This window comes from Psychrobacter sp. LV10R520-6 (genome assembly GCF_900182925.1).
Classification (GTDB): Bacteria; Pseudomonadota; Gammaproteobacteria; order Pseudomonadales; family Moraxellaceae; genus Psychrobacter.
Map to the genome: position 1 here is coordinate 660,371 of NZ_LT900024.1, position 25,314 is coordinate 685,684.

At 42.3% G+C, this 25,314-nt stretch carries 19 protein-coding genes and 1 other RNA gene; 9 read left to right on the forward strand and 11 right to left on the reverse strand.

What is annotated here, in order from left to right; genetic code table 11:
• Positions 1-82: 82 nt before the first annotated feature.
• Complete coding sequence (locus U1P77_RS02825) at positions 83-1,531, reverse strand: L,D-transpeptidase family protein (protein ID WP_321155895.1); 1,449 nt, start codon at positions 1,529-1,531, stop codon at positions 83-85.
• 520 nt (positions 1,532-2,051) lie between these two features.
• Between U1P77_RS02825 and prmB the strand changes: the two genes are divergently transcribed.
• Positions 2,052-3,242, forward strand: a complete 1,191-nt coding sequence (gene prmB / locus U1P77_RS02830; protein WP_321155896.1) for a 50S ribosomal protein L3 N(5)-glutamine methyltransferase — start codon at positions 2,052-2,054, stop codon at positions 3,240-3,242.
• Between the two features lie 126 nt (positions 3,243-3,368).
• Positions 3,369-4,472: a chorismate synthase gene (gene aroC / locus U1P77_RS02835; RefSeq protein ID WP_321155897.1), complete on the forward strand. Its 1,104-nt coding sequence runs from the start codon at positions 3,369-3,371 to the stop codon at positions 4,470-4,472.
• Positions 4,473-4,601: 129 nt separating this feature from the next.
• Here the strand turns inward: aroC and U1P77_RS02840 are convergent, their stop codons facing one another.
• From U1P77_RS02840 to U1P77_RS02850, 3 genes are all read right to left on the reverse strand, one after another.
• Positions 4,602-4,787 carry a hypothetical protein gene (locus U1P77_RS02840; protein WP_321155898.1) on the reverse strand — a complete coding sequence of 62 codons (186 nt, stop codon included), beginning with the start codon at positions 4,785-4,787 and terminating at the stop codon, positions 4,602-4,604.
• 180 nt (positions 4,788-4,967) lie between these two features.
• Positions 4,968-6,722, reverse strand: a complete 1,755-nt coding sequence (creC, locus tag U1P77_RS02845) for a two-component system sensor histidine kinase CreC (protein WP_321155899.1) — start codon at positions 6,720-6,722, stop codon at positions 4,968-4,970.
• 53 nt (positions 6,723-6,775) lie between these two features.
• Positions 6,776-7,609: a response regulator gene (locus U1P77_RS02850; RefSeq protein ID WP_321155900.1), complete on the reverse strand. Its 834-nt coding sequence runs from the start codon at positions 7,607-7,609 to the stop codon at positions 6,776-6,778.
• Between the two features lie 378 nt (positions 7,610-7,987).
• Here U1P77_RS02850 and U1P77_RS02855 point away from each other — a divergent pair, with 378 nt between their 5' ends.
• The gene (locus tag U1P77_RS02855; RefSeq protein ID WP_321155901.1) at positions 7,988-8,659 is read left to right on the forward strand and encodes an alpha/beta hydrolase; all 672 of its coding nucleotides are present in this window, start codon (positions 7,988-7,990) and stop codon (positions 8,657-8,659) included.
• A 126-nt stretch (positions 8,660-8,785) separates the two neighbouring features.
• Positions 8,786-9,144: a transfer-messenger RNA gene (gene ssrA / locus U1P77_RS02860) on the forward strand.
• Between the two features lie 186 nt (positions 9,145-9,330).
• On the opposite strand, the gene U1P77_RS02865 is transcribed toward ssrA, so the two are convergent.
• From U1P77_RS02865 to ppsA, 6 genes are all read right to left on the reverse strand, one after another.
• The gene (locus U1P77_RS02865) at positions 9,331-10,671 is read right to left on the reverse strand and encodes a questin oxidase family protein (RefSeq protein WP_321155902.1); all 1,341 of its coding nucleotides are present in this window, start codon (positions 10,669-10,671) and stop codon (positions 9,331-9,333) included.
• 352 nt (positions 10,672-11,023) lie between these two features.
• Positions 11,024-11,533 (reverse strand): 50S ribosomal protein L9, encoded by a 510-nt coding sequence (rplI, locus tag U1P77_RS02870; protein WP_321155903.1) that lies wholly within the window; start codon positions 11,531-11,533, stop codon positions 11,024-11,026.
• Between the two features lie 25 nt (positions 11,534-11,558).
• A complete protein-coding gene (gene rpsR, locus U1P77_RS02875; protein ID WP_201553980.1) occupies positions 11,559-11,786 on the reverse strand; it encodes a 30S ribosomal protein S18 in 228 nt (75 codons plus the stop codon).
• Positions 11,787-11,802: 16 nt separating this feature from the next.
• Positions 11,803-12,222: a 30S ribosomal protein S6 gene (rpsF, locus tag U1P77_RS02880; RefSeq protein WP_201553979.1), complete on the reverse strand. Its 420-nt coding sequence runs from the start codon at positions 12,220-12,222 to the stop codon at positions 11,803-11,805.
• Between the two features lie 306 nt (positions 12,223-12,528).
• Positions 12,529-13,530: an RDD family protein gene (locus U1P77_RS02885; RefSeq protein ID WP_321155904.1), complete on the reverse strand. Its 1,002-nt coding sequence runs from the start codon at positions 13,528-13,530 to the stop codon at positions 12,529-12,531.
• Between the two features lie 161 nt (positions 13,531-13,691).
• Entirely contained in the window at positions 13,692-16,076 is a 2,385-nt protein-coding gene (ppsA, locus tag U1P77_RS02890; protein ID WP_321155905.1) for a phosphoenolpyruvate synthase, read from the reverse strand.
• A 798-nt stretch (positions 16,077-16,874) separates the two neighbouring features.
• Between ppsA and U1P77_RS02895 the strand changes: the two genes are divergently transcribed.
• From U1P77_RS02895 to U1P77_RS02915, 5 genes are all read left to right on the forward strand, one after another.
• Complete coding sequence (locus tag U1P77_RS02895) at positions 16,875-17,771, forward strand: posphoenolpyruvate synthetase regulatory kinase/phosphorylase PpsR (RefSeq protein WP_321155906.1); 897 nt, start codon at positions 16,875-16,877, stop codon at positions 17,769-17,771.
• 354 nt (positions 17,772-18,125) lie between these two features.
• On the forward strand, positions 18,126-19,604 hold the full coding sequence (gene sthA / locus U1P77_RS02900; RefSeq protein WP_414479063.1) for a Si-specific NAD(P)(+) transhydrogenase: 1,479 nt from the start codon (positions 18,126-18,128) through the stop codon (positions 19,602-19,604).
• Positions 19,605-19,981: 377 nt separating this feature from the next.
• A complete protein-coding gene (gene glpK, locus U1P77_RS02905) occupies positions 19,982-21,586 on the forward strand; it encodes a glycerol kinase GlpK (RefSeq protein ID WP_321155908.1) in 1,605 nt (534 codons plus the stop codon).
• 454 nt (positions 21,587-22,040) lie between these two features.
• Positions 22,041-22,553 carry a hypothetical protein gene (locus tag U1P77_RS02910; RefSeq protein ID WP_321156592.1) on the forward strand — a complete coding sequence of 171 codons (513 nt, stop codon included), beginning with the start codon at positions 22,041-22,043 and terminating at the stop codon, positions 22,551-22,553.
• A gap of 981 nt (positions 22,554-23,534) precedes the next feature.
• The gene (locus U1P77_RS02915) at positions 23,535-24,227 is read left to right on the forward strand and encodes a TetR/AcrR family transcriptional regulator (protein WP_321155909.1); all 693 of its coding nucleotides are present in this window, start codon (positions 23,535-23,537) and stop codon (positions 24,225-24,227) included.
• A gap of 234 nt (positions 24,228-24,461) precedes the next feature.
• Here the strand turns inward: U1P77_RS02915 and U1P77_RS02920 are convergent, their stop codons facing one another.
• Complete coding sequence (locus U1P77_RS02920; RefSeq protein WP_321155910.1) at positions 24,462-25,295, reverse strand: hypothetical protein; 834 nt, start codon at positions 25,293-25,295, stop codon at positions 24,462-24,464.
• Between the last annotated feature and the right edge of the window lie 19 nt (positions 25,296-25,314).

Below are 25,314 nucleotides of genomic sequence, written 5' to 3' on the forward strand. Positions count from 1 at the left end.
AAAGACCAGCCATAAAAAAAGACCTTATTTAAAGGTCTTTTTTCGTTGGTGTCCGTTAGATACTTCTACCAATCAAACAACTCTATTTTAGCTCAACCGTCGCGCCATTTTCGATATTGGCGTAGACTTCTAGCACATCCCAGTTAGTCAAGCGCACGCAGCCGGCTGATGCTTGACGGCTAATACCTTCAGGCTTAGGTGAGCCGTGTAGACCATAAGAGGGCTTAGACAGACCCATCCATACCACGCCGACAGGGTTATTTGGTCCGGGTGGCAGCATATGTATTTTTTTCTGATCACCGTCACCGACAGTCGCTTTATACCAAGGCATTTTTACCTTATTGATGATTTTATAGGTACCCCGTGGTGATGGGGTGGCGTCACTACCAACAGTAGTCGGATAAGTAGCGACTAGCTTGTCATCATTATAAGCATATAAGGTTTTATCTGCTGCGCTGGCGACCACACGGTTGATACGCTGTTTGAGCGGTTCACGAGTATTTAGTACAGTAATCGTTTCGCCTGCTTGGTAGGCTTTACTTTTATTCAACTTATCAAGATAGCGCACGTCCATATGGAAGCGTTCACCGAGCATCTCTTTAATATCTTGATAATATAGACCTTTCATTTTGGACTTGGCCTCTGAACCTGAAGGCGTGGAAGCAAAATTAGTCTTAATGTCAGAGTCGGTTAACGTGTAAGTGACCAATACTGGCTTGTTAGCAGGGATATTTTTAACCAGTGCATCCCATGTTTTTTGATTCATCTTACCTGTTGCTGGCAAACCTTTCATATTTTGAAAGTTGACTAAGGCTTTTTTACTGTTCATACCCCAACCGCCATCAATAGCACCAGGGGAGGCATGGTTCCAATCCAGCAAGGCTTGCATTTTAATAGTCATTGCCGAGTTGACTTTCATATTCGGTGACCATATGGCACCGTTAACTTGCTGAGCATAATTGGATAAGTTCAGCGTGGTATGTTTTTTACCATCGATATCTTCGATATTCTTAATGGTAGGATCATCACTGAAGTCTTGACGCTGCTCATGCTCAGGCAGCTCAAAAGCCAATGGATCAGACGAGTCAATAGATGAAGTATCGCTAGGCGCGGCAACGGCTTGACCCTCACTGATATCGTCAGTGCTATCAGATTGTACATCTTTACGCGCCAGCTCTGCTGCGCTCATGTTGTCAGCAGCGACTGCTTCTGATGATGATTTTGATTGATCCGCTTGCTTAGCATCAATAAGCTGCCCCATACGATCGGTAAGCTTGGTCTCAGTCTCAGTCTCAGCATTAGGAACAGATCTAACCGTAGGCGTAGCGACTGAAGCACTACCATCGATTGAGCTGCTACGGTTTTCTTGTACATTGAGGCTAGCTAACTTGGCAATATTAGGTAGCTTATCAGCCGTGCGTACCGGTAGGGTGCGTGTACTATCATTAGGCGCAGCAAGCGCACTAACACTGATACCGGCGCTAAGGACGGCAACAGACATAGCGGTAATAAGTGGCTTTATTTTCATCATATTTAGTCACAGTTAGTGGTTACAATGGGGCTATTATGCGCATAATTTGAACGCTTCGCAAACTTTTGACACCCCTTTCTTTGCGTATAGTGTGCCAAGCGTCAGCTGTTGACGTATTCACAACAATGTGGTGATAATTGAGCTAGGGTTTAACTGCTTTATTGCGCAGATTATGCGCCTAGCAAGTTTTTGGTAAGGTGGCGGCTACATAAAAATAGAGTTGACTACAGAACTGCTTCAATAGTACTTTTTTAATAAGAGCTGATTTGATAGAGTTGATTCAATACAGCTGGTTTAATAAAGCCACCTTGCACTAAATGAATGCTTTCTCTAAGCCATTTTTTGTCAAAGTAAAGACTACAGTAATTGGCGCTGTTTAACGTTTGCGTCTATAATGCATGAACCGCTTTATTTAACTGATAAGCTTTTAATTGAAAGCGGTGCAACCAGCCCGCATGTAGTTAATGAGCAAGTAATTCCATAATTAGTATTAACAATACCAATATTAACAAGGTGCGATATGCCAGAAAACCAAATCATGAGCGCAAAAGATTTTCAGAACCAATATTTCAGTGACAATGAGTCTCAAGACTTAGACTTGGAAAAAGGTTTGGATCACGATTTAGAGACGGATGAAGCCGGACTTCTCATTGAGGATAGTGAGTTTGCCACCCTGCATGTGGAGCTTGAAGAAGCTCGCCAGCAGCTGGTTAGCATTCGCGACTTTATTCGCTTTTCAGTGACTCAGCTGCGCAATTATGACGTGGTAGTGGCACAAGGAACGACGGATGAGTTTGCTGAAGCTTCCGCTATTGTTTTGCATTCTTTATCTTTAGACTGGTCAGCCAATGAGCAGATTCTTGATTGTCGTTTGACTACCTCAGAAAAGAACGCAGTGCTTAGCCTGTTAGAAGAGCGTATTGCTGAACGTAAGCCACTGAGCTATTTGATTAATCTGTCTTACTTTTGTGATTTGCCCTTTTATGTTGATGAGCGGGTTTTGATTCCACGCTCACCAATAGCAGAGCTGATTCGTCAGCAGTTTCATCCGTATTTTGATGCTAACGAGCTGGCTAAGCCCCTTGGTGCCAATGTTAACGATCACCCAACCGCGTTTTATGATCATGGCCTTGAGATGAAACAATTGTCGCAGCCAGAGCGTATTTTAGACTTATGTACCGGTTCAGGCTGTATCGCCATTGCGCTAGCAACACGTTTCGTTGATGCGCTGGTTGATGCTGTTGATATTGATAAAGGGGCATTAGAAGTAGCGATGGTCAACGTTGATCACCATGATCTCGGTCATCAAGTGAATGTGATTGAATCTGACTTATTTGCTAAGATACCAGCTGAGAATCAATATGAGTTGATCGTCACCAATCCACCGTATGTCGATGCTGCCATTATGGCAGATTTGCCGCCTGAGTTTTTATATGAGCCTGAAAATGCGCTAGCGGCTGGTCAAGACGGACTGGACTTGGTACATCGTATTTTATTCGAGGCAGCAGATTATCTAAGCCCTGAAGGCTTGCTGATCTGTGAAGTGGGTGATAGCGAGTGGGCATTAAGCCAAGCATATCCAGATATTCAGTTCGATTGGCTGAAATTTGCACACGGCGGTCATGGTGTGCTTGCTATTACTTTTGATGAATTAATGGAACACCGTGAGCTGTTTGCAAATTATGTACAGCTATTAGATGCTAGTCATTAAAATATCAGTCATTAAAGTACTAAACACTAAAATAATAGCCGTTAAGCTAGTATTGATTGAATAGTTATTTATTGATGAATAACAACTAAATACCCGCAAGTAGATTCAACACGTTTAAGGACAGATATGGCAGGCAACAGTATTGGAAAAATTTTTTGCGTGACCACTTGCGGTGAGTCACATGGCGCTGGTTTGTTATCCATTGTAGATGGGGTACCGCCAGGTTTAGCGCTATGCGAAGCGGACTTACAAGTTGATTTAGACCGCCGCAAGCCAGGCAGCTCTAAATATTCAACCCAGCGCCGTGAGTCTGATGAGGTCGAAATTATCTCTGGCGTATTTGAAGGTAAAACTACGGGCACGTCTATTGGACTGCTGATTCGTAATACCAATCAAAAATCAAAAGACTACACCGAGATTAAAGATACTTTTCGTCCCGGTCATGCTGACTATACTTATAGTATGAAGTATGGCTTTCGTGATTATCGCGGTGGTGGGCGCTCCTCAGCCCGCGAAACGGCGATGCGGGTGGCTGCTGGTGCTATCGCTAAAAAGTATTTGCAAGATCGTCTAGGGGTGCAAGTCCGTGGCCATGTCACTCAAATCGGTCCTGAACGTAGCGAAGTATTAGATACTAACGCGATTGATTGGGACTTTGTAAATAGCAACCCGTTCTTTTGTGCGGATAAAGAAGCCGTTGGTCGCTTTGAGACCTTAATAGATAGCTTGCGCCGTCAAGGTACCAGCTGTGGCGCACGCCTTGAAATTATTGCTAGCGGTGTTCCTGTAGGACTTGGCGAACCCGTATTTGATCGATTAGATGCGGAAATTGCTCATGCCATGATGAGTATCAATGCGGTAAAAGGCGTTGAGATTGGCGACGGTATGGCAGTTGCTGAGCAATTCGGCCACAGCGCTCGCGATGAGATGACTCCAGACGGCTTTACGGCCAATCATGCCGGCGGTATTTTGGGCGGCATTTCATCAGGTCAAGATATTCGCGTCAGCATTGCGCTTAAACCAACGTCTAGTATCACTACCGCTGGTAAAAGTATCAATACCCAAGGTGAAGCGGTCGATATGCTGACCAAAGGTCGTCATGATCCTTGCGTGGGTGTCCGTGCAACGCCCATTGCGGAGGCCATGCTAGCAATCGTCTTGCTCGATCATTATCTACGGCATCGTGGTCAAAATGCCGATGTTGAGCAACCAGTGACCTCAATTACTTAAGCTATTTATGGTCGAACGATTGGCCCTTTATATTTTTTCTAGCAAGCTTACATGAGTTTGAATAGAAGAGACATAAGGGGCTTTTTTATGGATATTCAAAGAGAAAGACGGTTTTAACTCTGTTAGGGCTTAAGCTGCACGTTGATAGCTATCAACAGCGACACAGTGTTGATGCCGAAAAATAAGTAACAGCTGCTGGCTTGGAATCGCTAACCAGTGTCTAAAGGTAATACTATCCATATCTTGAGCTAATAGTATTTGCGCACAATGCTGACGACTGTGGCCTAAACAATTTTTAGTAAATGTATTTTTCATACTAGGTTATCTCTCTGTTTTATTTATGAATTTGAGTAGCTCTATAGTAAAACAAAGAGATACAAAACCCGTGTGAATATGATGAAAAACTGATGGATTGTAGCGAATTCTTTGAATGATGATGGCTAGAACAACCTTCACCTTAGAGTAGCGTGAAAGTAGAGAATAGTCGCTATCTTTTTAAGGCTTAGCTAAGGGTAGTCTCATGCTTACTGTCACCCCAGAAATTTGATCAAGAGTAAGGTCGGCGGTGACATTGAGGATAGTAACAGTGCCACCGTGATGCTCAACGACTTGCTTTACTAAGGTTAAACCAAGTCCCGTCCCTTTTTTTGGGCTAGTGTTGAATGCATTATTAGCTGACTCTTCAGCAGAGATTTGATCTGACTGACTTTGATTGGAATTGCTTTGCTGTGATTGATTTTGATTGGCGATGCTTTGATGCGATAGACTAAAATAACGATCGAAAACCTTAGTGACAGCATAATCAGGCAGTAGCTTGCCATCGTTGAAGATATCAATCGTCACTGAATGTGAGGTGGAGGTATTGATACTGATAGAGACAATATTGTCAGCAAAATGAATCGCATTATCCAGTATGTTCTGTAAGGCTTGTACTAACCAAAAGCTATCTGCATAGACGGTTGTTTTTGATAAAAGGTCAGATGATATAGCAGTCGTTGCGGTGAAGGTCTGGTCATTGATGGTGATATTAATAGGCGCTAGATGTTGCTGTTGTAGCTTTGCGCTGCTTTCATTTGCTAAACGATGAAGTATTGGCAACACAGGTAACGCTTGATGGTTTAATTTAAACGTTGGCTGCTCAACCTTAGCCAATAGCAGTAGCCGATCAATGAGCTGTTGCATTTTTATGCTTTGTTCACCGATGGTCTGGATAAGCATGTGCCGGTCATCGCTATCGAGTCCGTCATCTTCTAATAGCTCGCTACTGGCACGAATAGCGGTCAAAGGACTTTTGAGTTCATGGGTTAAGGTATGCACGTAGTCAGTAACGTAAGCTCTGTTTTCTAACCGATGCTTCATGGTCTCAATGGTATCGGTTAAGCTATTGAGTTCCTGACCCAAATAAAAATAAGGCTTTTTGGACTCTTCTGCCAGTGCGCCGGTATATTGAGTGACGAGGGTAATACTTTGCTTAAGCCACCATGCCACTAGCCCCGCTAAAACCAGTGCAAAAATACTAATAAACAAGGCAGTGATGAGCATCCGCTGGCGAGTGTTATCTAAGTAGGGTAATACGCTCATGACAGGTTTACCCACGCTCACCACACCGATAATACTACCTGACTCGTCTTTTATTGGTTGCGCCACATACATGATTGAGCTGTTAAGTTGCTGACTATCACGCACTGTGCTTCTTGCACCATATTGTCCTTTTAACGTCAAATAGACATCATTCCAGCGGCTATAGTCTTCACCTTTAGCATTGTTAGGCGAGGGTAGCGAGTCATAAATGACGATGCCATTACTATCAGTGACATATACCCGAAAGCTACTGTATGTTTTTGGCTGATAGTCCGAATTTGTAACCTCTCCGAATACTGGTTTGCCAATAAATGCGACATCAAGTTGCGTCTGATAGGCCTCGTGGTACAGCTGACCTGAGCGTAGCGGTATCTGAAGACTGGCCGCCAGCAACTTACTGGTGTCTAATAAGGTATCTTCAATAACTTGCTGCGCTGTCGGCTTAACGTACCCAAACAGCTGAGTAAAAATCACCGCACCGCATAGGATGAGCACCAAAGCAACCGCCAGCCAAATCCTAAAAAATATACTTAAGTTAAGGAGGCGTTTAGGCACTCTCGTCTGCTGAGCCGCACCAATCGGATGCAGTTTGGCATACCAATTGGATTGATTGGGCTTAGCGCTACTATTGGTTTTATGATCGATTGAGTCAGGACGGCGTGATGTCATGTGTCAGGGGTCTATTTTAAATACGGCTATTCCAAATCGGACGGCTTTACTTACTAAGCAGGACATAGCGCATAGCCAAGCCCGCGATGGGTATGAATCACATCGATACTATCATCAACCATAGCCAGCTGCTTACGAATGGACTTAATATGGCTGTCTATGGTCCGCGCCAAGCGATGATCGGGATAGTCACTCACCGCACTCAATAACTGCTCACGGCTAAAGACCTGATTGGGCGCTTGTAGTAAGGTTAACAAAATCTTGCGTTCGGTATTACTAAGCTCAAGCTTCTCATCTTGCCACATGAGTGAGTAGTTAAGCGGTTGATAATGCCAAATGCCAGCGTCACATTGAAAGGTCAAGGCTTGTGCTGACATAGGATTGCTATTATTAGAGCTATGAGCGAGTCTATCAGGGTTTGTGTTATCTGCTGAGGCTGTTTGGGAAATAAGTGACTGATAAGCTTCTGAGCTGTTGGTCGTGGTCTGCTGAGAGAGCAGCTGTTCACGTCGCCAAATCGCTTTTAGACGCGCAACCAACTCACGGGGACTAAAAGGCTTGGTACAGTAGTCATCACCGCCCATCTCTAAACCCAAAATCCGATCGACCTCATCACTACGGGCGGTCAGAAATACGATAGGAATATCTTTTAAGCCTTCAATATCAGAGGTATGGCGAATTTGTTGACATAAACTCAGACCATCACCATCTGGCAGACCAACATCTAAAATAATAGCCGATAGCGTCTGCGCCTGCTCACTATGAAGGAACGGCAGCACACTGCTGGCATTATCCAGCCAAGTGATTTGCCAGCCCTCACGTTTGCAAGTGACTTTTAGAGACATGGCGATAGCAGGGTCATCTTCTACCAATAAAATATGAGTCATAAGCGCTATATACTTGTTTAATAGTAACTGTTAAAAAGTGGTCGTTGAAAAACGATTTCAAAGCATCATAAACTAGCTGTAGTTACTTTATGACGCTACATAAAGCATAAAGGCCAGAAGTGTTGAATACTAAAACTATCAAATTATCCTAGCATAAAAGTACGATTATATTGTGATGTCACTCACCAAAAGCTATGGAAAGTTGATGAATAATGGCAACGGTCAGGCTTAATAGTAACGGTGATGGCAGCTATAGTATACTGAGCGCCCAATAGGAAGGATAAAAACCTAAAAATGACAGCCATATTATAAAGGTAAGTATTGTTTGACCTGCATATTTCTTATGTACATAAATTTATTACGCAAAGAGGATATTATATGAGTAACTACTTAGATGCCGTCATCGTCGAGCATAACCCTGCCCAAAAAATGATAGATCGCGCTGTTATTTGGCTACATGGCTTAGGTGCCAGTGGTCATGATTTTGAACCCGTTGTACCGCAATTGGGTTTGTCTGATGATATGGCCGTGCGCTTTATCTTCCCGCATGCGCCCCAGCGTCCAGTGACGATTAACGGTGGCATGGTGATGCCCGCATGGTACGATATATTTGAGATGAGCCTTGAGCGCAAAGTTGATATTGCCCAGATTGAACAATCAACCCAACAAATTCATGATTTAATCACTCGCGAAATAGAACGTGGTGTTGCGCCTGAGCATATCGTCCTCGCTGGGTTTTCGCAAGGCGGGGCAGTCGCTTATCATGTGGCACTCGGCTATCCACAGCGCTTAGCAGGTTTAATGGCATTATCTACTTATCTGGCAACCAATGATAATATCGACTACAGCGTAGCGAATCAAGATTTGCCAGTTTTGATTGAACATGGCACTCAAGATCCGGTTGTCCCTGTCATTCTGGGTGAGCAAGCGAAGCAATTATTATCATCTAAGGGCTATAAAGTTGATTATCGTACTTATCCGATGGCTCATCAGGTATGCATGCCGCAGATTCAAGGTATTGGTAAATGGCTAAATGCCGTTCTTGCCTAGTATTATTAGCGAGCTTCCGTTAGTTATTGAAAAAGGCTTGAAGTCACAAGGTGTAACTTAATGTAATGCCGATATTTTATTAGTTGAAACAAAGCGCTTAATTGCTGTACAATATACTCTTCTATTGGGGATGTTCTGGCTTCGACGCTGGTGATGAAACTCAATGATGCATGTCGAGAGTATATGTCCTCTCGTTAATCCAACATATATTGTTATAGTCGCAAACGACGAAACTTACGCTCTAGCAGCTTAAACCCTGCTTACTTGGTTGCTGATCACCTATAGTTGGTCAACTAAGTTGAGGCGTCCGCATATAGGCTCGCCACAAGGGATTGTCTCAATCGCTTGGGTTCAAAAGTAGAGAATCGTCCAATCCATCCTGACTGTCGGATCGGTGCGGATTAAAACCATAGACAGAAACTAAACATGTAGATTCATGAGCGTAATGCTGGCGGACGCGGGTTCAACTCCCGCCATCTCCACCAAACACTAAAAATCCGATCACTTAATGTGGTCGGATTTTTTTATGTATAAATTAAACATAACTGCATTTTTAGACCGTGAATTTTTTAGCACCTATTACGGTTGCTGATGTGCTTAGCTACACGTAGCTAAAGGATAGAGAGCTTATTGGGTTTAAAGACAGTTATTGGTTTCAATGGTGCTATAGCTTAATCGTACCTCTTACGTTTGTTTTGTGAGGCTTTTGAGAATCCCTTACTAAACCATAAATTATCCTGTACTCCGCCATTTACATTGGCTGCTACAATATTACGAGCCGCCTTAACATATAAATCATTCGATGCACTAGAGAACGACTGCCATTCAGCCCACCGCTTCAAGACGTAAACCGCCTTCGGCACATGCTCATCCAGACTGTCGGTGGTAGATTTTAGAGTTTGCAGCCACCAAGCTTGTTGTTCTGCACTTAACTGATATCCAATAGATTTTTCATCACCTTTATAAGCGTCCCATTCTTCAAGCAATGCGAGGGTATCTTTCATTCCAGGGCTACCTTGGATTATGATAGTAGCCACCAGCGCTCTAAACCAATAGCCCAATGCATTTCTCTGTGCATTTTCATCAAGATGCGGCAGTACACATAGAACAGCGTGTAGGCTCGTTAACCCATGCAGTATAAAAAATTCGTTGTTGCTGCTGCGTAAGGCGCTCGCTGTAATAAGGCTTAACTCCTCGATTGCTGTGGTCAAGTCATGCCCAATATCAGGTAATCTAAGCGTCACCATCTCGTTGAGAAACAGCGACATCGGTTGTTGCGGATTATCAAAAGTGATCAATCGCTGCTGAAAATCACCTCTGTTCAGCTTTTTATAGTCTTGAGTTTTATTCAACCAATCGGCTGTTTCAGTCAGTTGCGCTATTCTATCATCGTTTAAGATCTGTTTAAGCGCTTGAATAGGGCTAGGCGCATCGGGCGACCAAAGCTGATGTTTGGTGTGGATTGAGCCAGTTGCCAGAGGTTGGAATGCGGTTGCCATGTATGCTAACCCTTCAGCCGCCATATCAGCAGATTCAACATCAACCGCCCAACCGAGGTGTATCGTAGCATGCAACGCTGCACCGGCCATGCCTTCTGACAGCGCAGGGTAATAGCGCTTAAGGCATGCACTTAAGCCTAGCTCTGCTATTCTTTTATCAAAAAAATCGCGATACAAAGGAAAAGCAATCCGAATAGACTGCAAATTATTCAACCAGTTGGCGTCTGTTATTTCTGTGTAGTCTATTGGATTATTGCGAGGAGCTTCTAGCTTATTTGCAGAGCCGATAGATATTTTGCCAGTAGCTTTAGTAGCTTTATTTGTAGCTTTCTTAGTATAAGTATCCTCCCACCACTGCATTTTTTTATGGTTAGCGCCCGCAGCATCTAACGCAATCCAATTGTGGGTGATGTGATTTGATAGATAGCCTTCATATTCAATGTGCCAATTTCTGCCGCGCTTGAGCCACTTATGTAGGTATTCAGAATAATTTGGCGTTGAGTAAAATGTCATATGAATTCTCTAGTTCGTGATAAGCCTATAAAAAAAAGACAGTTATCGTACTATTTGGCGTCGTGATAAGAACATGATAGTATTTTAAGAATATATTAATAACATTGATAGTAATGGACTGTTACTTCCATATCAAATAGTTTTAAGTGGAAGTACTTTAGTTGCTAGATGATATGGAGGAGATTTCGTCTGAGTAAAATGAGATTATGTGTTAGTGAAAAATAAAGCCAGTAGATGCTGGCTTTTAAATAAAGTAGGACTTTTATAAAAACTTTGCCAATATTGATAAGCACAAAAAAGCCAGCAACGCTAAGTTACTGGCTTTTTCAAACTGAATCAGACGTTCTAAAGATTACTCTTCAGAATAGTCGTCTTCATTTTGATCTTCTTCTACTGCTAGATCTTGGTCATCACCATCTTCAGATAGGATAGTCACTAAGATGCTAGCAATAACGTCATGATGTAGCTGGATATCAACGTTATATTCGCCAACTTGACGTAAAGCACCCTCTGGAAGTTTAACTTCAGAGCGGTCAACTTCTAGGCCTGAATTGGTCAACGCTTCAGCAATATCGCGAGTACCGATAGAACCGAATAGTTTGCCTTCGTCGCCTGATTTGGCGCGCATGATAACATTAACATCAGTTAATGCATCAGCACGTTCTTGAGCGGCGTTAAGCTCTACTGCCTCTTCGGCTTCAAGTTCAGCACGACGTGCTTCGAACTTTTCAATGTTAACTGCAGTTGCAGGTAACGCTTTGCCATGAGGGATAAGAAAGTTACGTCCGTAACCTGGTTTCACATCGACAGTTTCACCGAGTTTACCAAGGTTGACGATACGCTGTAACAAAATAACTTGCATGAGTCACTCCTAGTTAACCGTCGAATTACTGATGGTTGTCAGTATACGGAAGTAGCGCAAGAAAGCGAGCTTGCTTGATAGCAGTAGCTAATTGACGCTGATATTTAGTAGATGTACCTGTAATACGGCTAGGTACGATTTTGCCATTCTCACTGATATACTGTTTTAGCAACTCAACATCTTTATAATCGATGTGAGTGATGCCTTCAGCAGTGAAACGGCAGAATTTGCGACGGCGATAGAAACGTGCCATAAGTATTCTCCTTTAATTAGTCTTCACTGTTGTCGTTATTGTCGTCGTCATTCTCGTCATTACGACTGTCTGGACGACGGCTAGTAGTAGTAGTAGCTTTGCGTGCACGTTTTTCATCGGCATTCTTAGCTAACTGCGACTCTTCAGTGATTGCGTCGTCACGGCGCATGACTAGGCTACGAATGATCGCGTCATTATAACGGAATAATTCTTCAAGCTCAGCTAAAGTCTCACCGTTAGTTTCAATATTGAATAACAGGTAATGAGCTTTATGTATCTTGTCGATTGGGTAAGCCAGTTGACGACGACCCCAGTCTTCTAAACGGTGGATGATACCGTTATTGTCTTGAACTAGCTTAATGTAGCGTTCAACCATGCCAACCACTTGGTCGCTTTGGTCTGGGTGTACAATTAACACCACTTCGTAATGTCGCATAATGGACTCCTTACGGATTAGTAGCTATTGACCCTATGTCAATAGCAAGGAGAGTTATAAAGTAAGCCCCAGCTCGAATAAAACATTGAAATTAAGGAAGAATAAGAGCTAAGCTTATTTTATAAAGCGCCATATTATAACAGTAACTGCTCACTAACACAAAGGCTAATCAGCGCGTGACTGTTTATAAAAAGATAAGTATAAATAAATGCTTATCAATGGATGGTATAACTAAAAAAAGCAACGACTGAGCGCTGCTTTTTGACAACTATCATATAATTTATTTTTAATAACTGTACTTATAAGTTATTTTATTTTGGGCTGTTTAACCAATTGACTGCTGTCTGCTTTGACTACTAAAGTCTTAGCTAACTTATCATGCCAGCCGATATTTTCAGGGCTTTTAGACGCCATATAATAATGTATCCCAATGACCACAAAACCTAAAAAGCTGGTGAACGAAAACAGTAAGTTATAAATAACAAACAACAGCAAGGTGCGAATACCGATAAGTTTAATAAAAGACGGTAGACGATGAGTGGTTTGATCCACGACCCGAATGCCGGTAATTAGCTTCCCTAACGATTGACCACGTAATGTTATAAATATCAGCTGCAAAGCAAACAGACCAAACACTAGCACTTGTGACATCATCAGGGTGGTGCTTGGAACACTCTCCATTAGAGTCATTGAATACTGGTAAGCGGCGTCCATATTTTGGATGTCTTGAAACTTACTGTAGTCTACATCCATTTTAGTCAATGCCATCACCAGCGGAAAAATCGCTAATAAATACATCAAAGCATTGATTGCGGTGGCTAATATTCGCGACATGATAGGCGCCAGTATCATATTACCGACTACCTTATCCTTACCTGAAGTAGGTTTGGCAGCGCTAGACTTATTCAAGGTCACATTGTTATGTGGCGTTTGATGACGATTGCTTGTCATGTCAGCTTTGCTATTCTTAGCGTCAGGTTTTGGCCGTTCAGGCTTACCGTAAAGTTTATCAATAGACAGTTTTTTGCCATCCTGATTACTTTTTCCGTTTGGATTGGTATCAGAATCTTCAGGAAATACAGTCACATTATTAACGATAGAGTCGTTAGTAATGGAAGTATTAGGCACAACAGTAGGACGGTAAGTATGTTGATTACCGGTTAAGTTGCCAACACGCTGCCATTGATCTAAACCGTCATGCCATACTAAGTCATCAAGCGTTACTTCGCCAGACGCCAACATGATATTAAGTTGATCCAAATCATAGGGACCCGCTTGTACATTATTTCGAGCAAGGAAAATCTGCATAGTTGCCTGTATAGTTAGTCATATCTTAAGTCGCTACTTTAAAGGATGATATTAGGGTATGTTCGATATTAAACAAGCTCTATATTAAATAAGCTATATTTGTAAACATAGAACAAACCCTAATGACAATATAAATTACTGCGGTGACCTACTGCGGCAGCTTATTGTACTTCTTCACCTGCTAAGAAGAACCAAGTATCGAGCACTGAGTCAGGGTTAAGTGACACTGAGCTGATACCTTGCTCCATGAGCCAGTAAGCAAGGTCTGGATGGTCTGATGGACCTTGACCACAGATACCGATGTATTTGTCTGCTTTGCGGCACGCATCAATCGCCATAGACAACAGCTTTTTGACCGCAGGATCACGCTCATCAAACAGATGTGAAACGATACCTGAATCACGGTCAAGACCAAGGGTCAATTGCGTTAAGTCGTTAGAACCAATCGAGAAGCCATCGAAGTGTTCTAGGAACTCTTCTGCTAACAAGGCGTTGGTTGGTAGCTCGCACATCATGATAACACGTAGGCCATTTTCGCCACGTTTTAGACCGTTTTTCTCGAGCAGCTCAATCACTTGAGCGGCTTCATCAACCGTACGAACGAATGGAATCATAATCTCGACGTTGGTCAAGCCCATCTCATCACGAACACGCTTAAGCGCTTTACATTCAAGCTCAAAGCAGTCACGGAAGTTATCAGAGACATAGCGGCTCGCACCACGGAAGCCCAACATTGGGTTTTCTTCTGATGGCTCGTATAATTTACCACCAAGTAAGTTAGCGTATTCGTTTGATTTGAAATCTGACATACGAACGATAACGGGCTGATCCATAAAGGCAACGGCTAGAGTTGAGATACCTTCAACCAATTTATCAATATAGAAGTCTACTGGTGAAGCATAACCTGCAATACGTTCGGTAATCGCTTGCGCCACTTCACGTGGTAGGCTGTTCATATTCAATAGAGCTTTTGGATGCACACCAATCATACGGTTGATGATAAATTCAAGACGCGCAAGACCAATACCTTCGTTTGGCATTTGGGTAAATGAGAAGGCGCGGTCTGGGTTACCGACGTTCATCATGATTTTAAATGCCAGATCAGGCATAGACTCAATAGAGTTAGTTTTTACTTCAAAATCAATCTGGCTTTCATAAATGAAGCCCGTATCCCCTTCAGCACAAGAAGCGGTGACGTCTTGACCGTCAACCAATAGCTCAGTAGCATTACCACAACCAACGATAGCGGGAACGCCAAGCTCACGAGCGATAATCGCCGCGTGACAAGTACGCCCACCACGGTTAGTGATAATGGCTGAGGCACGCTTCATAACGGGTTCCCAATCAGGATCGGTCATGTCTGAAACAAGTACGTCTCCGTCTTGTACTTTGTCCATTTCGTTCAAGTTATCAACGATACGTACTTTACCAGAACCAATACGTTGACCGATTGAACGACCTTCGCATAATACTTTAGCACCAGTGGTATTAATGACGTAGCGTTCCATGACATTGCTGTCTTGGCGGCTCTTAACCGTTTCTGGACGAGCTTGAACGATAAAGATTTCATTGGTATCGCCGTCTTTTGCCCATTCGATATCCATCGCTTGACCATAATGCTTTTCGATAGTCATCGCTTGCTTGGCAAGTGAAGTCAGCTCTTCAGTTGATAAAGAGAACTGCATACGCTCTTGTTTTTCAACGTCAACAACTTTGACCGATTTAGCAGTATTGCCTTCATCGCCATAAATCATTTTCTTCTGCTTGCTGCCTAGATTGCGACGAATAATCGCAGGCTTACCCTTGGTTAATAGCTGTTTTGATATATAGAATTCATCTGGGTTAACCGCACCTTGGACAACCATTTCGCCCAAGCCGTAGCTTGAAGTAATAAACACCACTTGGTCAAAGCCACTTTCAGTATCTAGCGTAAACATGACGCCAGCCGCGCCAGTCTCTGAACGTACCATACGCTGTACAGCAGCAGATAGGGCAACGCCTTCATGCTCAAAGCCTTTATGGACACGGTAAGAGATGGCACGGTCATTATATAATGAGGCAAATACTTCTTTAATAGCAATAAGAACGTTATCAATGCCACGAATGTTCAAAAAAGTTTCTTGCTGACCGGCAAATGAGGCATCTGGTAAATCTTCAGCAGTTGCAGAAGAGCGCACTGCGACAGCAATATCTTTGCCATCACTCATTTCTTCGAATGATTTACGCACTTCTTGCTCTAAATCTTTTGGTAATTCTTGTTCAACAATCCAGTTACGAATTTTTTTACCAGTAACAGCCAGTTTATTAACATCATTAACGTCTAATTCTTTAAGCTCGCTATTAATTTTGTCAAGTAAACCGGTTTCAGTCAAAAAGCGATTGAATGCATCTGAGGTAGTGGCGAAGCCGCCTGGAACACTAACGCCTAAATCAGATAGATGGCTGATCATCTCGCCAAGCGAGGCGTTCTTACCACCAACCGTCTCAATGTCGTTTTTTCCTAGCTGATCAAGATTGATTACAAGTGCTGTAGAGTGCGCTGCCATGATAACTCCAGAAAATAAGGTTATTTAGTAAGGATTATAAAGGTCGATTATACCGCTATATTTGGATAATTTCGAGAGGTTGAGCTAAAAAAATTATGAAAAGATACAAACGATAGCGTTCGGTAATAATCGGTCCCTAATTTATCAATTAATTGGTTCAATAGTAAGCTATATCAATAGCAAACGATACACAGTAACAAAACTGATTTACATAGGACCAGTAGCGATTTACCTATTTACCTATTTATATCTTAACTTCTAGTACAGTAAGCAACGTTAATATTGGCGTAGAGTTGTATGGGTTTGCCTGTAGGCAGTTATGCTAACATTGATTTCTATTAAGCGTCTATTATGCGTATAATGTAAGGCATAAATGTTAATCGTGCGATGACGCATATGTTCATCGAATTGATAAATGCTAACTCCGCATAATAAGATATTCGAAGACTGCTATTAGCATTCCGTCAGGTAGTATATATGTAGGATATTATATATAAGGTGTTATTTATAGTGGTAGGCTTCTCATTAGGAAAGTAATGGCTAGCAAAGCAATAATAAGCAAAACAATGTCTGTCCCCGCAACTGTCTATTCCTATCATTTACCACAGTCTAAGATAACCAGCTTGAATTATAGGGTTATGACCAAGATATCTGTAAGAAGAAGATACCTGACCAACAAAAAGCCACCACTGTCCTTCAGCATGGTCTGTGACAATACCGTTTATAACAGTACTATTTATCACATACCATTCATCTTAAAATCATACATCATAGCGCTACTATCGAGGTCTTTAAATTATGTACGCTAACAATCCGTCCGAACAGGATAAGCCCACTATTCAAAACCGCCATGCATTAAGCTTAGACAACTCGCAAACCATAAGAAGTGCATTTTTTATCTCTGATGGTACCGCCATTACTGCTGAGACTTTGGGCCGTTCTATATTAAGTCAGTTTGCCTCGGTGCCTTTTGAGACGCGGGTGTTGCCGTATGTGGATAGCCTAGAGCGGGCTGAAGATGCGGTCGAGCAAATCAACATGGCCTATCAACGTGATGGTCTGCTGCCGTTGGTGTTCGATACTATTGTTAATCCTGATATCCGCGAAAAGATTAACTCGGCGCATGGCTGTAATTTGGATATGTATGAGGGTTTAATCGGGCGTATCGCTGAAGAAACGGGCGTTGAGCCTGATGGCCACTCAGGTCATGCGCATGATAATGTCGACTCTGAGACCTACAAAGAACGTATCGATGCGGTACATTTTGCTTTAGATAATGATGATGGCGCACGCACTCGCCATTATAGTATGGCTGATATTATTCTGATTGGGGTCTCACGCTCGGGCAAAACACCGACGTCATTATATTTGGCCTTACAATTTGGTATTCGCGCGGCTAACTATCCGCTGACCGAAGATGATTTATATGACAATCAGCTACCAAAGGCGCTACGTGAGCATAAAGACAAACTGTTCGGTCTTATTATTGATACCGATCGCTTGGTTAAAATTCGGCAAGAGCGCCGCGCGGGCAGTCGCTATTCGAGCTATCAGCAGTGTCAGCAAGAGCAGCGTGCCATACAAGGTATTTATACCTCGCAAGGTATTCCGAGTCTCGATGTCTCAGAGATGTCAGTTGAAGAGATTGCCACCCGTATCCTACAGATGACGGGTCTTAAGCGCCGTATTGGTTAAGGATATATCTGCTCGATTGGACACTGGATATTGCAAAATATCTTATCGCAACGTATGGTGGGCACATACTAGTAGCATAAAAATTAATACCATATTAGCCGCATAGAAAAGTGCTTTAACAAACCCTAAATGTGCTAATAGACAAACAAACTAATAAATAAACGAACAAATAAAGAGAGCATCATGGTAAGAAAAAGTAAAGACGACGCCACCAATGATACTGGTGAAGCTATTAATACTGAAGTTTCCAATAAAGACAGTGGCAGCGCGCCAATAACAACATCTGAGCGCACCAAAGATGAGGATAAGAAAGAAAAAATTGAGCAAACACATGAGCAAGTGACTAAAGATGTCATGTACCACCCTGATTTGGTCAATCCGCTCGATGATACCCGAATCGATGTCAAATCTAGCTTTAATAAAGACGCAAAATTCCTAAAAGATGACAAGCATAAGTTTGAGTATGATGCCGTCGTATTAGGTGCCGGTCCTGCTGGTGAAGCGGCTGCGATGAAGTTGGTCAAATCTGGCAAAAAAGTAGCGGTCATTGATCCGCGTGAGCAAGTCGGCGGTAACTCTACCCACGTCGGTACGATTCCGAGTAAAGCGCTGCGCCAATCAGTATTTAACTTGATTAACTTTCGCCGTGACCCGATGTTCACCAAAGCGATGGATTATCATCAAGTACCACTCAACAAAGTACTGGCCAATGCGCGTCAAGTGATTCGCCAGCAAGTTAGCACGCACGCGCGATTTTATGAGCGTAACCAGATTGAAGTCATTCACGGCTGGGCAAGTTTCGTTGACGCCCATACCTTACGAATTGAAACTGACGAAAATACCTTTGAAACCATCACTTTTAATAAAGCCATAATTACCGTAGGTAGCCGCCCTTATCGACCTGAGATTCTAGACTTCAATCATCCGCGCGTTTTTGACTCTGACAAAATCCTGCAAATGGATTATGTGGTCAAAAAAATTATTATTTACGGCGCGGGCGTGATCGGTTGTGAGTACGCTTCTATCTTCACAGGGCTGGGCTATAAAGTTGACTTGATTAATAACCAAGGCCAGTTGCTCAGTTATCTTGATAGCGAGATCAGTGACGCTATTGCCCATGACTTTAGACAATTTGGCGTGCTCATTCGTAGCAATGAAGAGATTGACTATCTTGAGACTCATGATGACTATGTCATTTTGCATCTAAAAAGTGGTAAAAAAATCAAATCCGATGCGATCTTGTGGTCAAATGGACGCTCAGGTAACACTGAAGGCTTAAATGTAGAAGCGGTTGGGCTCAAAGCCAATAGCCGTGGTCAGTTAAAAGTGGACGACACTTATCGTACTGAAGTGGAAAATGTCTATGCAGCTGGTGACGTTATTGGTTGGCCATCACTGGCATCCGCCGCCTATGATCAAGGTCGCTGTGCCGCCGCCTTTATGGTTGGTGACAGTGATGCCGAACCCGTCTCTAGCGTACCAACAGGCATTTATACCATTCCTGAAATCTCATGTATTGGTAAAACTGAGCAAGAGCTAACTGATGAGAAAGTCCCTTATGAAGTCGGGCGAGCGTTCTTTAAACACTTGGCACGCGCTCAAATCATTGGTGAACGTACGGGCGTATTAAAAATATTATTCCATCGTGAGACACTTGAGGTTTTAGGTATTCATTGCTACGGCAACCATGCTTCAGAGATTATTCATATTGGACAAGCCGTTATGAAATGTAATGCCACTCTTGAGTATTTTGTGAATACTACCTTTAACTACCCAACCATGGCAGAAGCATATCGGGTAGCGGCATTGAATGGTCTCAACCGCGTATTTTAAGTAGGGCTAAATAAAGAAATATTCCGTTAACAAAAGCGTCTACGATTCTAGTAGGCGCTTTTTTATTGGCTAATTTTTGTTTCAGTGAAAGCCGTGTAAGCTGTATGGTGGCAAACTATGTCTAGTTAAATCACAGCACTATTTAGAAAATGATAAGAGATTTGTTAGGCGTCAAGCCCCTGTTCATAATAGATTGAGGATTGAAAACATCAAATTCTCTACTACAGTAGGTTTTACAACCGTCATATAGTGATGGTATATGCTATATTTTTTGCTAGCTATAAATGCGCGCACTAATAATCAATATGCTTATTATAAAAATACAGTTTATAAAACACACTTATAAAAATAAGCGATAGTATAAAAAGGAGTCGGTGATGGCAGGGTATATTTTGGCGTTAGACCAAGGGACAACATCGAGTCGAGCGATTTTATATGATGACCATGCGCGTCCGATTAAAATGGCGCAAAAGCCAACGACGCTACAAACTCCAAAAGCTGGCTATGTGGAACAAGATGCGCAACAGATTTGGCAGACTCAAATCAGCTGCGCTCATGATGTGATTAATCAAGCAGGGCTACTAGCAACCGATGTCACCAGCATTGCGATTACCAATCAGCGTGAGTCGATTGTCATTTGGGATAAGCAAACGGGCAAAGCTTTGGCACCCGCAATTATTTGGCAAGATCGACGTACGGCAAGCTATTGTAAAAATCTGGCCGATGAGAGTGTCGGTGATAGTACTGATAATAGCAATGAGAAAATGGCGCAAGAAGTACAACGTATCACTGGCTTGCGGCTAGACCCTTATTTTAGTGCCAGTAAAATTGCGTGGCTACTTGAGCATAATCCTAATATTAAAGCTCGTGCAAGCAGTGGCCAGATAGCGGTTGGTACGATTGACAGCTGGCTGATGTATCAACTGACCGGTGGCGAGCATGTCATTGATATCACCAATGCCTCACGGACCTTATTATATGATATTCATAAATTGTCATGGTCGGATGAGCTGTGCGCACGTTTTGAGATACCGATGACGATATTACCCAAAGTACTGCCTTCTGATGGTGACTTTGGCAAAACTAAAAAAGGGCTGTTCGCTAAGCAAATTCCTATTCACGCGGTATTAGGCGATCAGCAAGCTGCGCTCTTTGGGCAAGGTTGTCTTGATGCTGGTATGGCCAAAAATACTTATGGTACCGGCTGCTTCATGCTCATGAATATCGGTCAAACACCTAAGCTGAGTGAACATCAATTGCTAACTACCATAGCTTGGCAACGAAAAGCCATGCCTAGCCGTGCGGATAATTTGTCCATTAATCAACTTATGCAGTCCGGCAAGCGTATGCTACAAGCGCCTAATTCTAGGTCTGGACGTGAAGTTACCTATGCGTTGGAAGGTGGTGTATTTATGGCCGGCGCAATCGTACAATGGCTGCGTGATAATCTGGGTATGATTAAACAAAGCTGCGATGTCGAATCTTTAGCGTTGCAAGTAGACAGTAGTGAGGAGGTAGTAGTTTTACCTGCATTCACAGGGCTTGGTGCCCCTTATTGGCGCTCTGATATCAGTGCCAGTATTAGTGGCATGAGCCGCGGTACCACCAAAGCGCATATTGCACGAGCGGCCTTAGAAGCGGTTGCTTATCAGACTTATGATGTATTAGTTGCGATGCAAAAGGACAGTCCTCATCCTCTCACCGAGCTAAGAGTTGATGGCGGCGCGGCTAATAATGATTTACTAATGCAGTTTCAAGCAGACTTACTTGGTGTGCCCGTACTGCGACCCAAAGATACCGAAATTACCGCTAAAGGTGCGGCTTTATTGGCGGGTCTAAAAAGTGGCTTATATGATGAGGCAACGATGAAAGCATCATGGCAAGTCGATCGTATATTTGAGCCGAGTATGTCAGCTGATAACCGCGAGCAGCATCTTAATAAATGGCAACAGGCCATCAAAAGAGCATTAATAGATATATAAAAAATCACCTAATCAATGAATAAGGTAAAGGAATCTGTATTTGATAGGATTAATATGGAACATATTATGAGTTACCTAAAACGCTAGGCTAGCGTACAAAACCGCTGTAAAGCTACATGCTGTAACGTAAGGTCATCGCAATCTGGACATAATTTACATATTCGGCCTATCTGGTTTCGTGTTTATTTCCTATACTTTAGATAAGTTAAATAAGACTGCTGACCTGTTTTAGATTGGTTTAAATTGGCAATCAGTAAAAGCAAAATACAACAAATAATTTAAGGACAATACTATGAATAACGACGGCCGTATTACAGATTCTAATAATCGCGTAATGGATCCAAACGATCGTGTAATTACTGATGACAACCTTGAAGTAGGTGACAGAGAACGCATAATCGACGATAATAAGCGTAGATTGGCCGATGACGATCGCGTGACAAACGGCAGAGTAATGAACGACCGCGATAATATAGATCGCCACGAAGTAAAAGATATGTCAGATGAATCCAAAGATGAATTAAATGCTGACGCTATTACTGGCGAACCTGGTTCGCATCCAGTAGGCACTACGGTTGGTGGTGTTGGCGGTGCAGTAGCAGGGGTAGCTATTGGTTCAATGGCAGGTCCATTGGGGACGCTAATCGGCGGAGCCGTTGGTGCCATTGCAGGTGGCGGTGCAGGCCATGCATCAGCAGAAGCAATCGATCCAACTCGTGAAGAGGCGTACTGGCGCGCAGAACATACCAATGCCGACTATCATAAAGAGGGCTATGACTTTGATCGAGACATGCATCCCGCTTATGCGGTAGGTTATGCTAACCGTGGCCACTATCCCGCCGATGCCCGTTTTGAAGATCACGAAGCTGATTTAGAACGTTCATGGAACGAGGTAAAAGGCGAATCACGCATGGAATGGAAGGATGCGCGCAGAGCCTCACACGATGCCTGGACCCGTGTATCATAAATAAACAGCGTGCTATAGAGAGTAAAATATTATAGATAAGCGTAATGAGTTAGAATCTTAGTAGGTAAGGATTGAAGCAGAATAAGTAAACGAACAATACAAAAGCTTACTACCTCGTTGTTAAATTGTTATTAGGGTTATATCAAGTGTAGGCAATTACTGACCACTGGTTTTAACCAACATAATTTATGTTATCTTAAAGCTTCCAGGGACTACTCTGGAAGCTTTTTTATTAGGTATAAAAAAGTACGAAAAAAGTAAACATCATCAGATTGAAGCTCATTGCTCTTAACTGATAAACCTAAATTTTTTATAGAGCAAGTACTAAAAAACGTATAATAATTAATAGCATTAAATAATTGTTTTTAAATAAAATGATAACTCTTGATAATCCCTAGATTAAAGATGTCGAAATAAATAAATTGCGAAACAAATAATTCGAAAGTATCGTTAAAAGCTAAAAATAAAAACAATAGGTAACCTATAATTCGCCATACTGAAACCAACAGTCATAAGCAGTTAGAGACTACCTTATTAGAAGAAATTGCTCCTAAAGCGGTTATTGATATCCCTGATATTGGGCTTTATCAACGTTTCAATCGTCCGCCTTTAGTACTACGTGTGAATGCTTTTGGCCAACCAATAACCATTATTACTGCCCATCTAAAAAGCAAACGCGCCTTTTTCTTACGTGATAAAGACGGTAGTTCATAGAGTCACAGATCATGGTATTATGAGAGCGAAAATAAAACTTCACGATTAACCCTATTATATTGTTAATATATACATTATATTTCAATTCATTCACGTTCCTTACTTGATAATGTACAAGTATTTATGATGGCTCTTCACCGAGCTTGGTAGCGGTAATATTTACCATGACACTACCGACTGATAGCAAATAATTCTTCAATCTAGGACGAATGCTATTCATTGAAGATTATAGTCATAAAAATAGGGCGTAACACCAAGAGATTTACAATGAGTGAGTACAAAGACGACAAAATAGAAGATGTGTTGGTAGATTCAGAGCTAGCAAAAAAACTGGTACCCAATAAGTTTAAGTTTACCAGTCAGCAGGGTCGCGTACGCCGTCAAAAACTATTAATGGGTGCCAAAAAACTGAGTAAAACTCATTCTATTAACGATATTACCTTGGCTGCTGTGTGCGAAGAAGCGGGTATTCCAAGAGCTTCTGCCTATCATTTCTTTCCTAATATCGAAGCAATATTCTTAGCGTTGCGTTTTTTGAACGCTATTGAAATCCTAGAAATATTAACGACCGTTGAAACTGTTGATTTTGATAGATGGCAAGGGTATTTGAACGCTCTAATTAGCCGCTGCGTAGATATCTATCATAATGATACCACCAAAGCCAAACTGATCTACGATACCAATACACCAGATTTTGAAGGCGATAGCTTCGGTGAAGATATGGACCATCAAATTGTTGATTTAGTATATAAGCGTCTATCAGAGCGCTATCAAATGCCAAAGTTTGAAGATATTCAGGACACTTTACTGATTGCGTATAGCATTGTGAACAGTATCTTTACTTTGTCTTATCGTCGTCACGGTAGTATCACAGATAATTATCTACAAGAAGCCAATACAGCGTCTATCGCTTATCTACGCTGCTATCTGCCAGAAAAGTTACCCCGTAAAAATCGTTAAAATGTTTGACAAAAACACAATAAAAAAGCTGGCAAGATGCCAGCTTTTTTTTGTTCAATTTTCTTTAAAGTAAATATTTAACAAACCTCGCGCAGAAATCCCCTACCTCTAAGGTAGTGGGTAGTTCATAAGTAAAGCTTAATAAACCAATCGGTAGGTATGTTCGGTACAACTTAAAGCAGCCACACGCATTTATCTATGCATCGCTTTTATATTTAAGGTTCGATTGTTCAACTACAAGACCTGACCACGACAATTATCATCACTCGGATCTAATGGCGCGTACTGTTTGTAATAGTCATTTATTAAATTTTCGAGTGCTACATTGTTAGCTGAATCGTGTGCATTGATATAAGCTTCGCGTGCTTGTTCTAACCAGCGATCGGCCATACGGAACTGGCTAGCAGATTGACGCCAACCATGATCACAGTGATTGGCTGCCGCCCAAATTAAAGCAACTTCACTAAACGCCAGCTCACGTGGCGCATTCGTTAGGCCGCCACTGTCTTTTAGAGCAATCAAATTAGCCCACAGATCAGGGCGCATCAATGCAGACGTCGAGGGAATATCGATCGTTAAGTTGAGGCTAGTCTCTTCAGAATTTTGCAGCGCTTTCAAGATAGCAGTAGCGCTCTGTAAAGCCTGTACGCCTGCAGATGAGCGACTCTTGATACTGTCTTCATGCGAGGCATAATTGAGCCAAGCTTGAGCTTTATAGGCGAAGTACTGTTGACGTGAGGAGTGGTCAGCTGGTTGTTGATACACACGTAACTGGGTAAGCATACAATCTATATTCTGACGCTGTGAACTTTGGTGATTGAGATGTTTTGAATTCGAAGTTTGTGCTTCAATGCCGTTATGACAAGCAGTTGCTCGTTCTTTAAAAACATCAGAAAAAGTAGTAGTTGAAACATTTTTATCGTTATTGGCAGTATTGTTACCCGCTGCTTGCACAGATGGCATAAAAGTTAGTAATAATGCCGCTGATAACACAGTGCGTATCAATAATTGAAACAGCTGAGGTCTGCTAGCGGCTGATTCAGTCGCTAGAGTTGTAGAGTTAAACATAACGCCAACCTTGTATTAC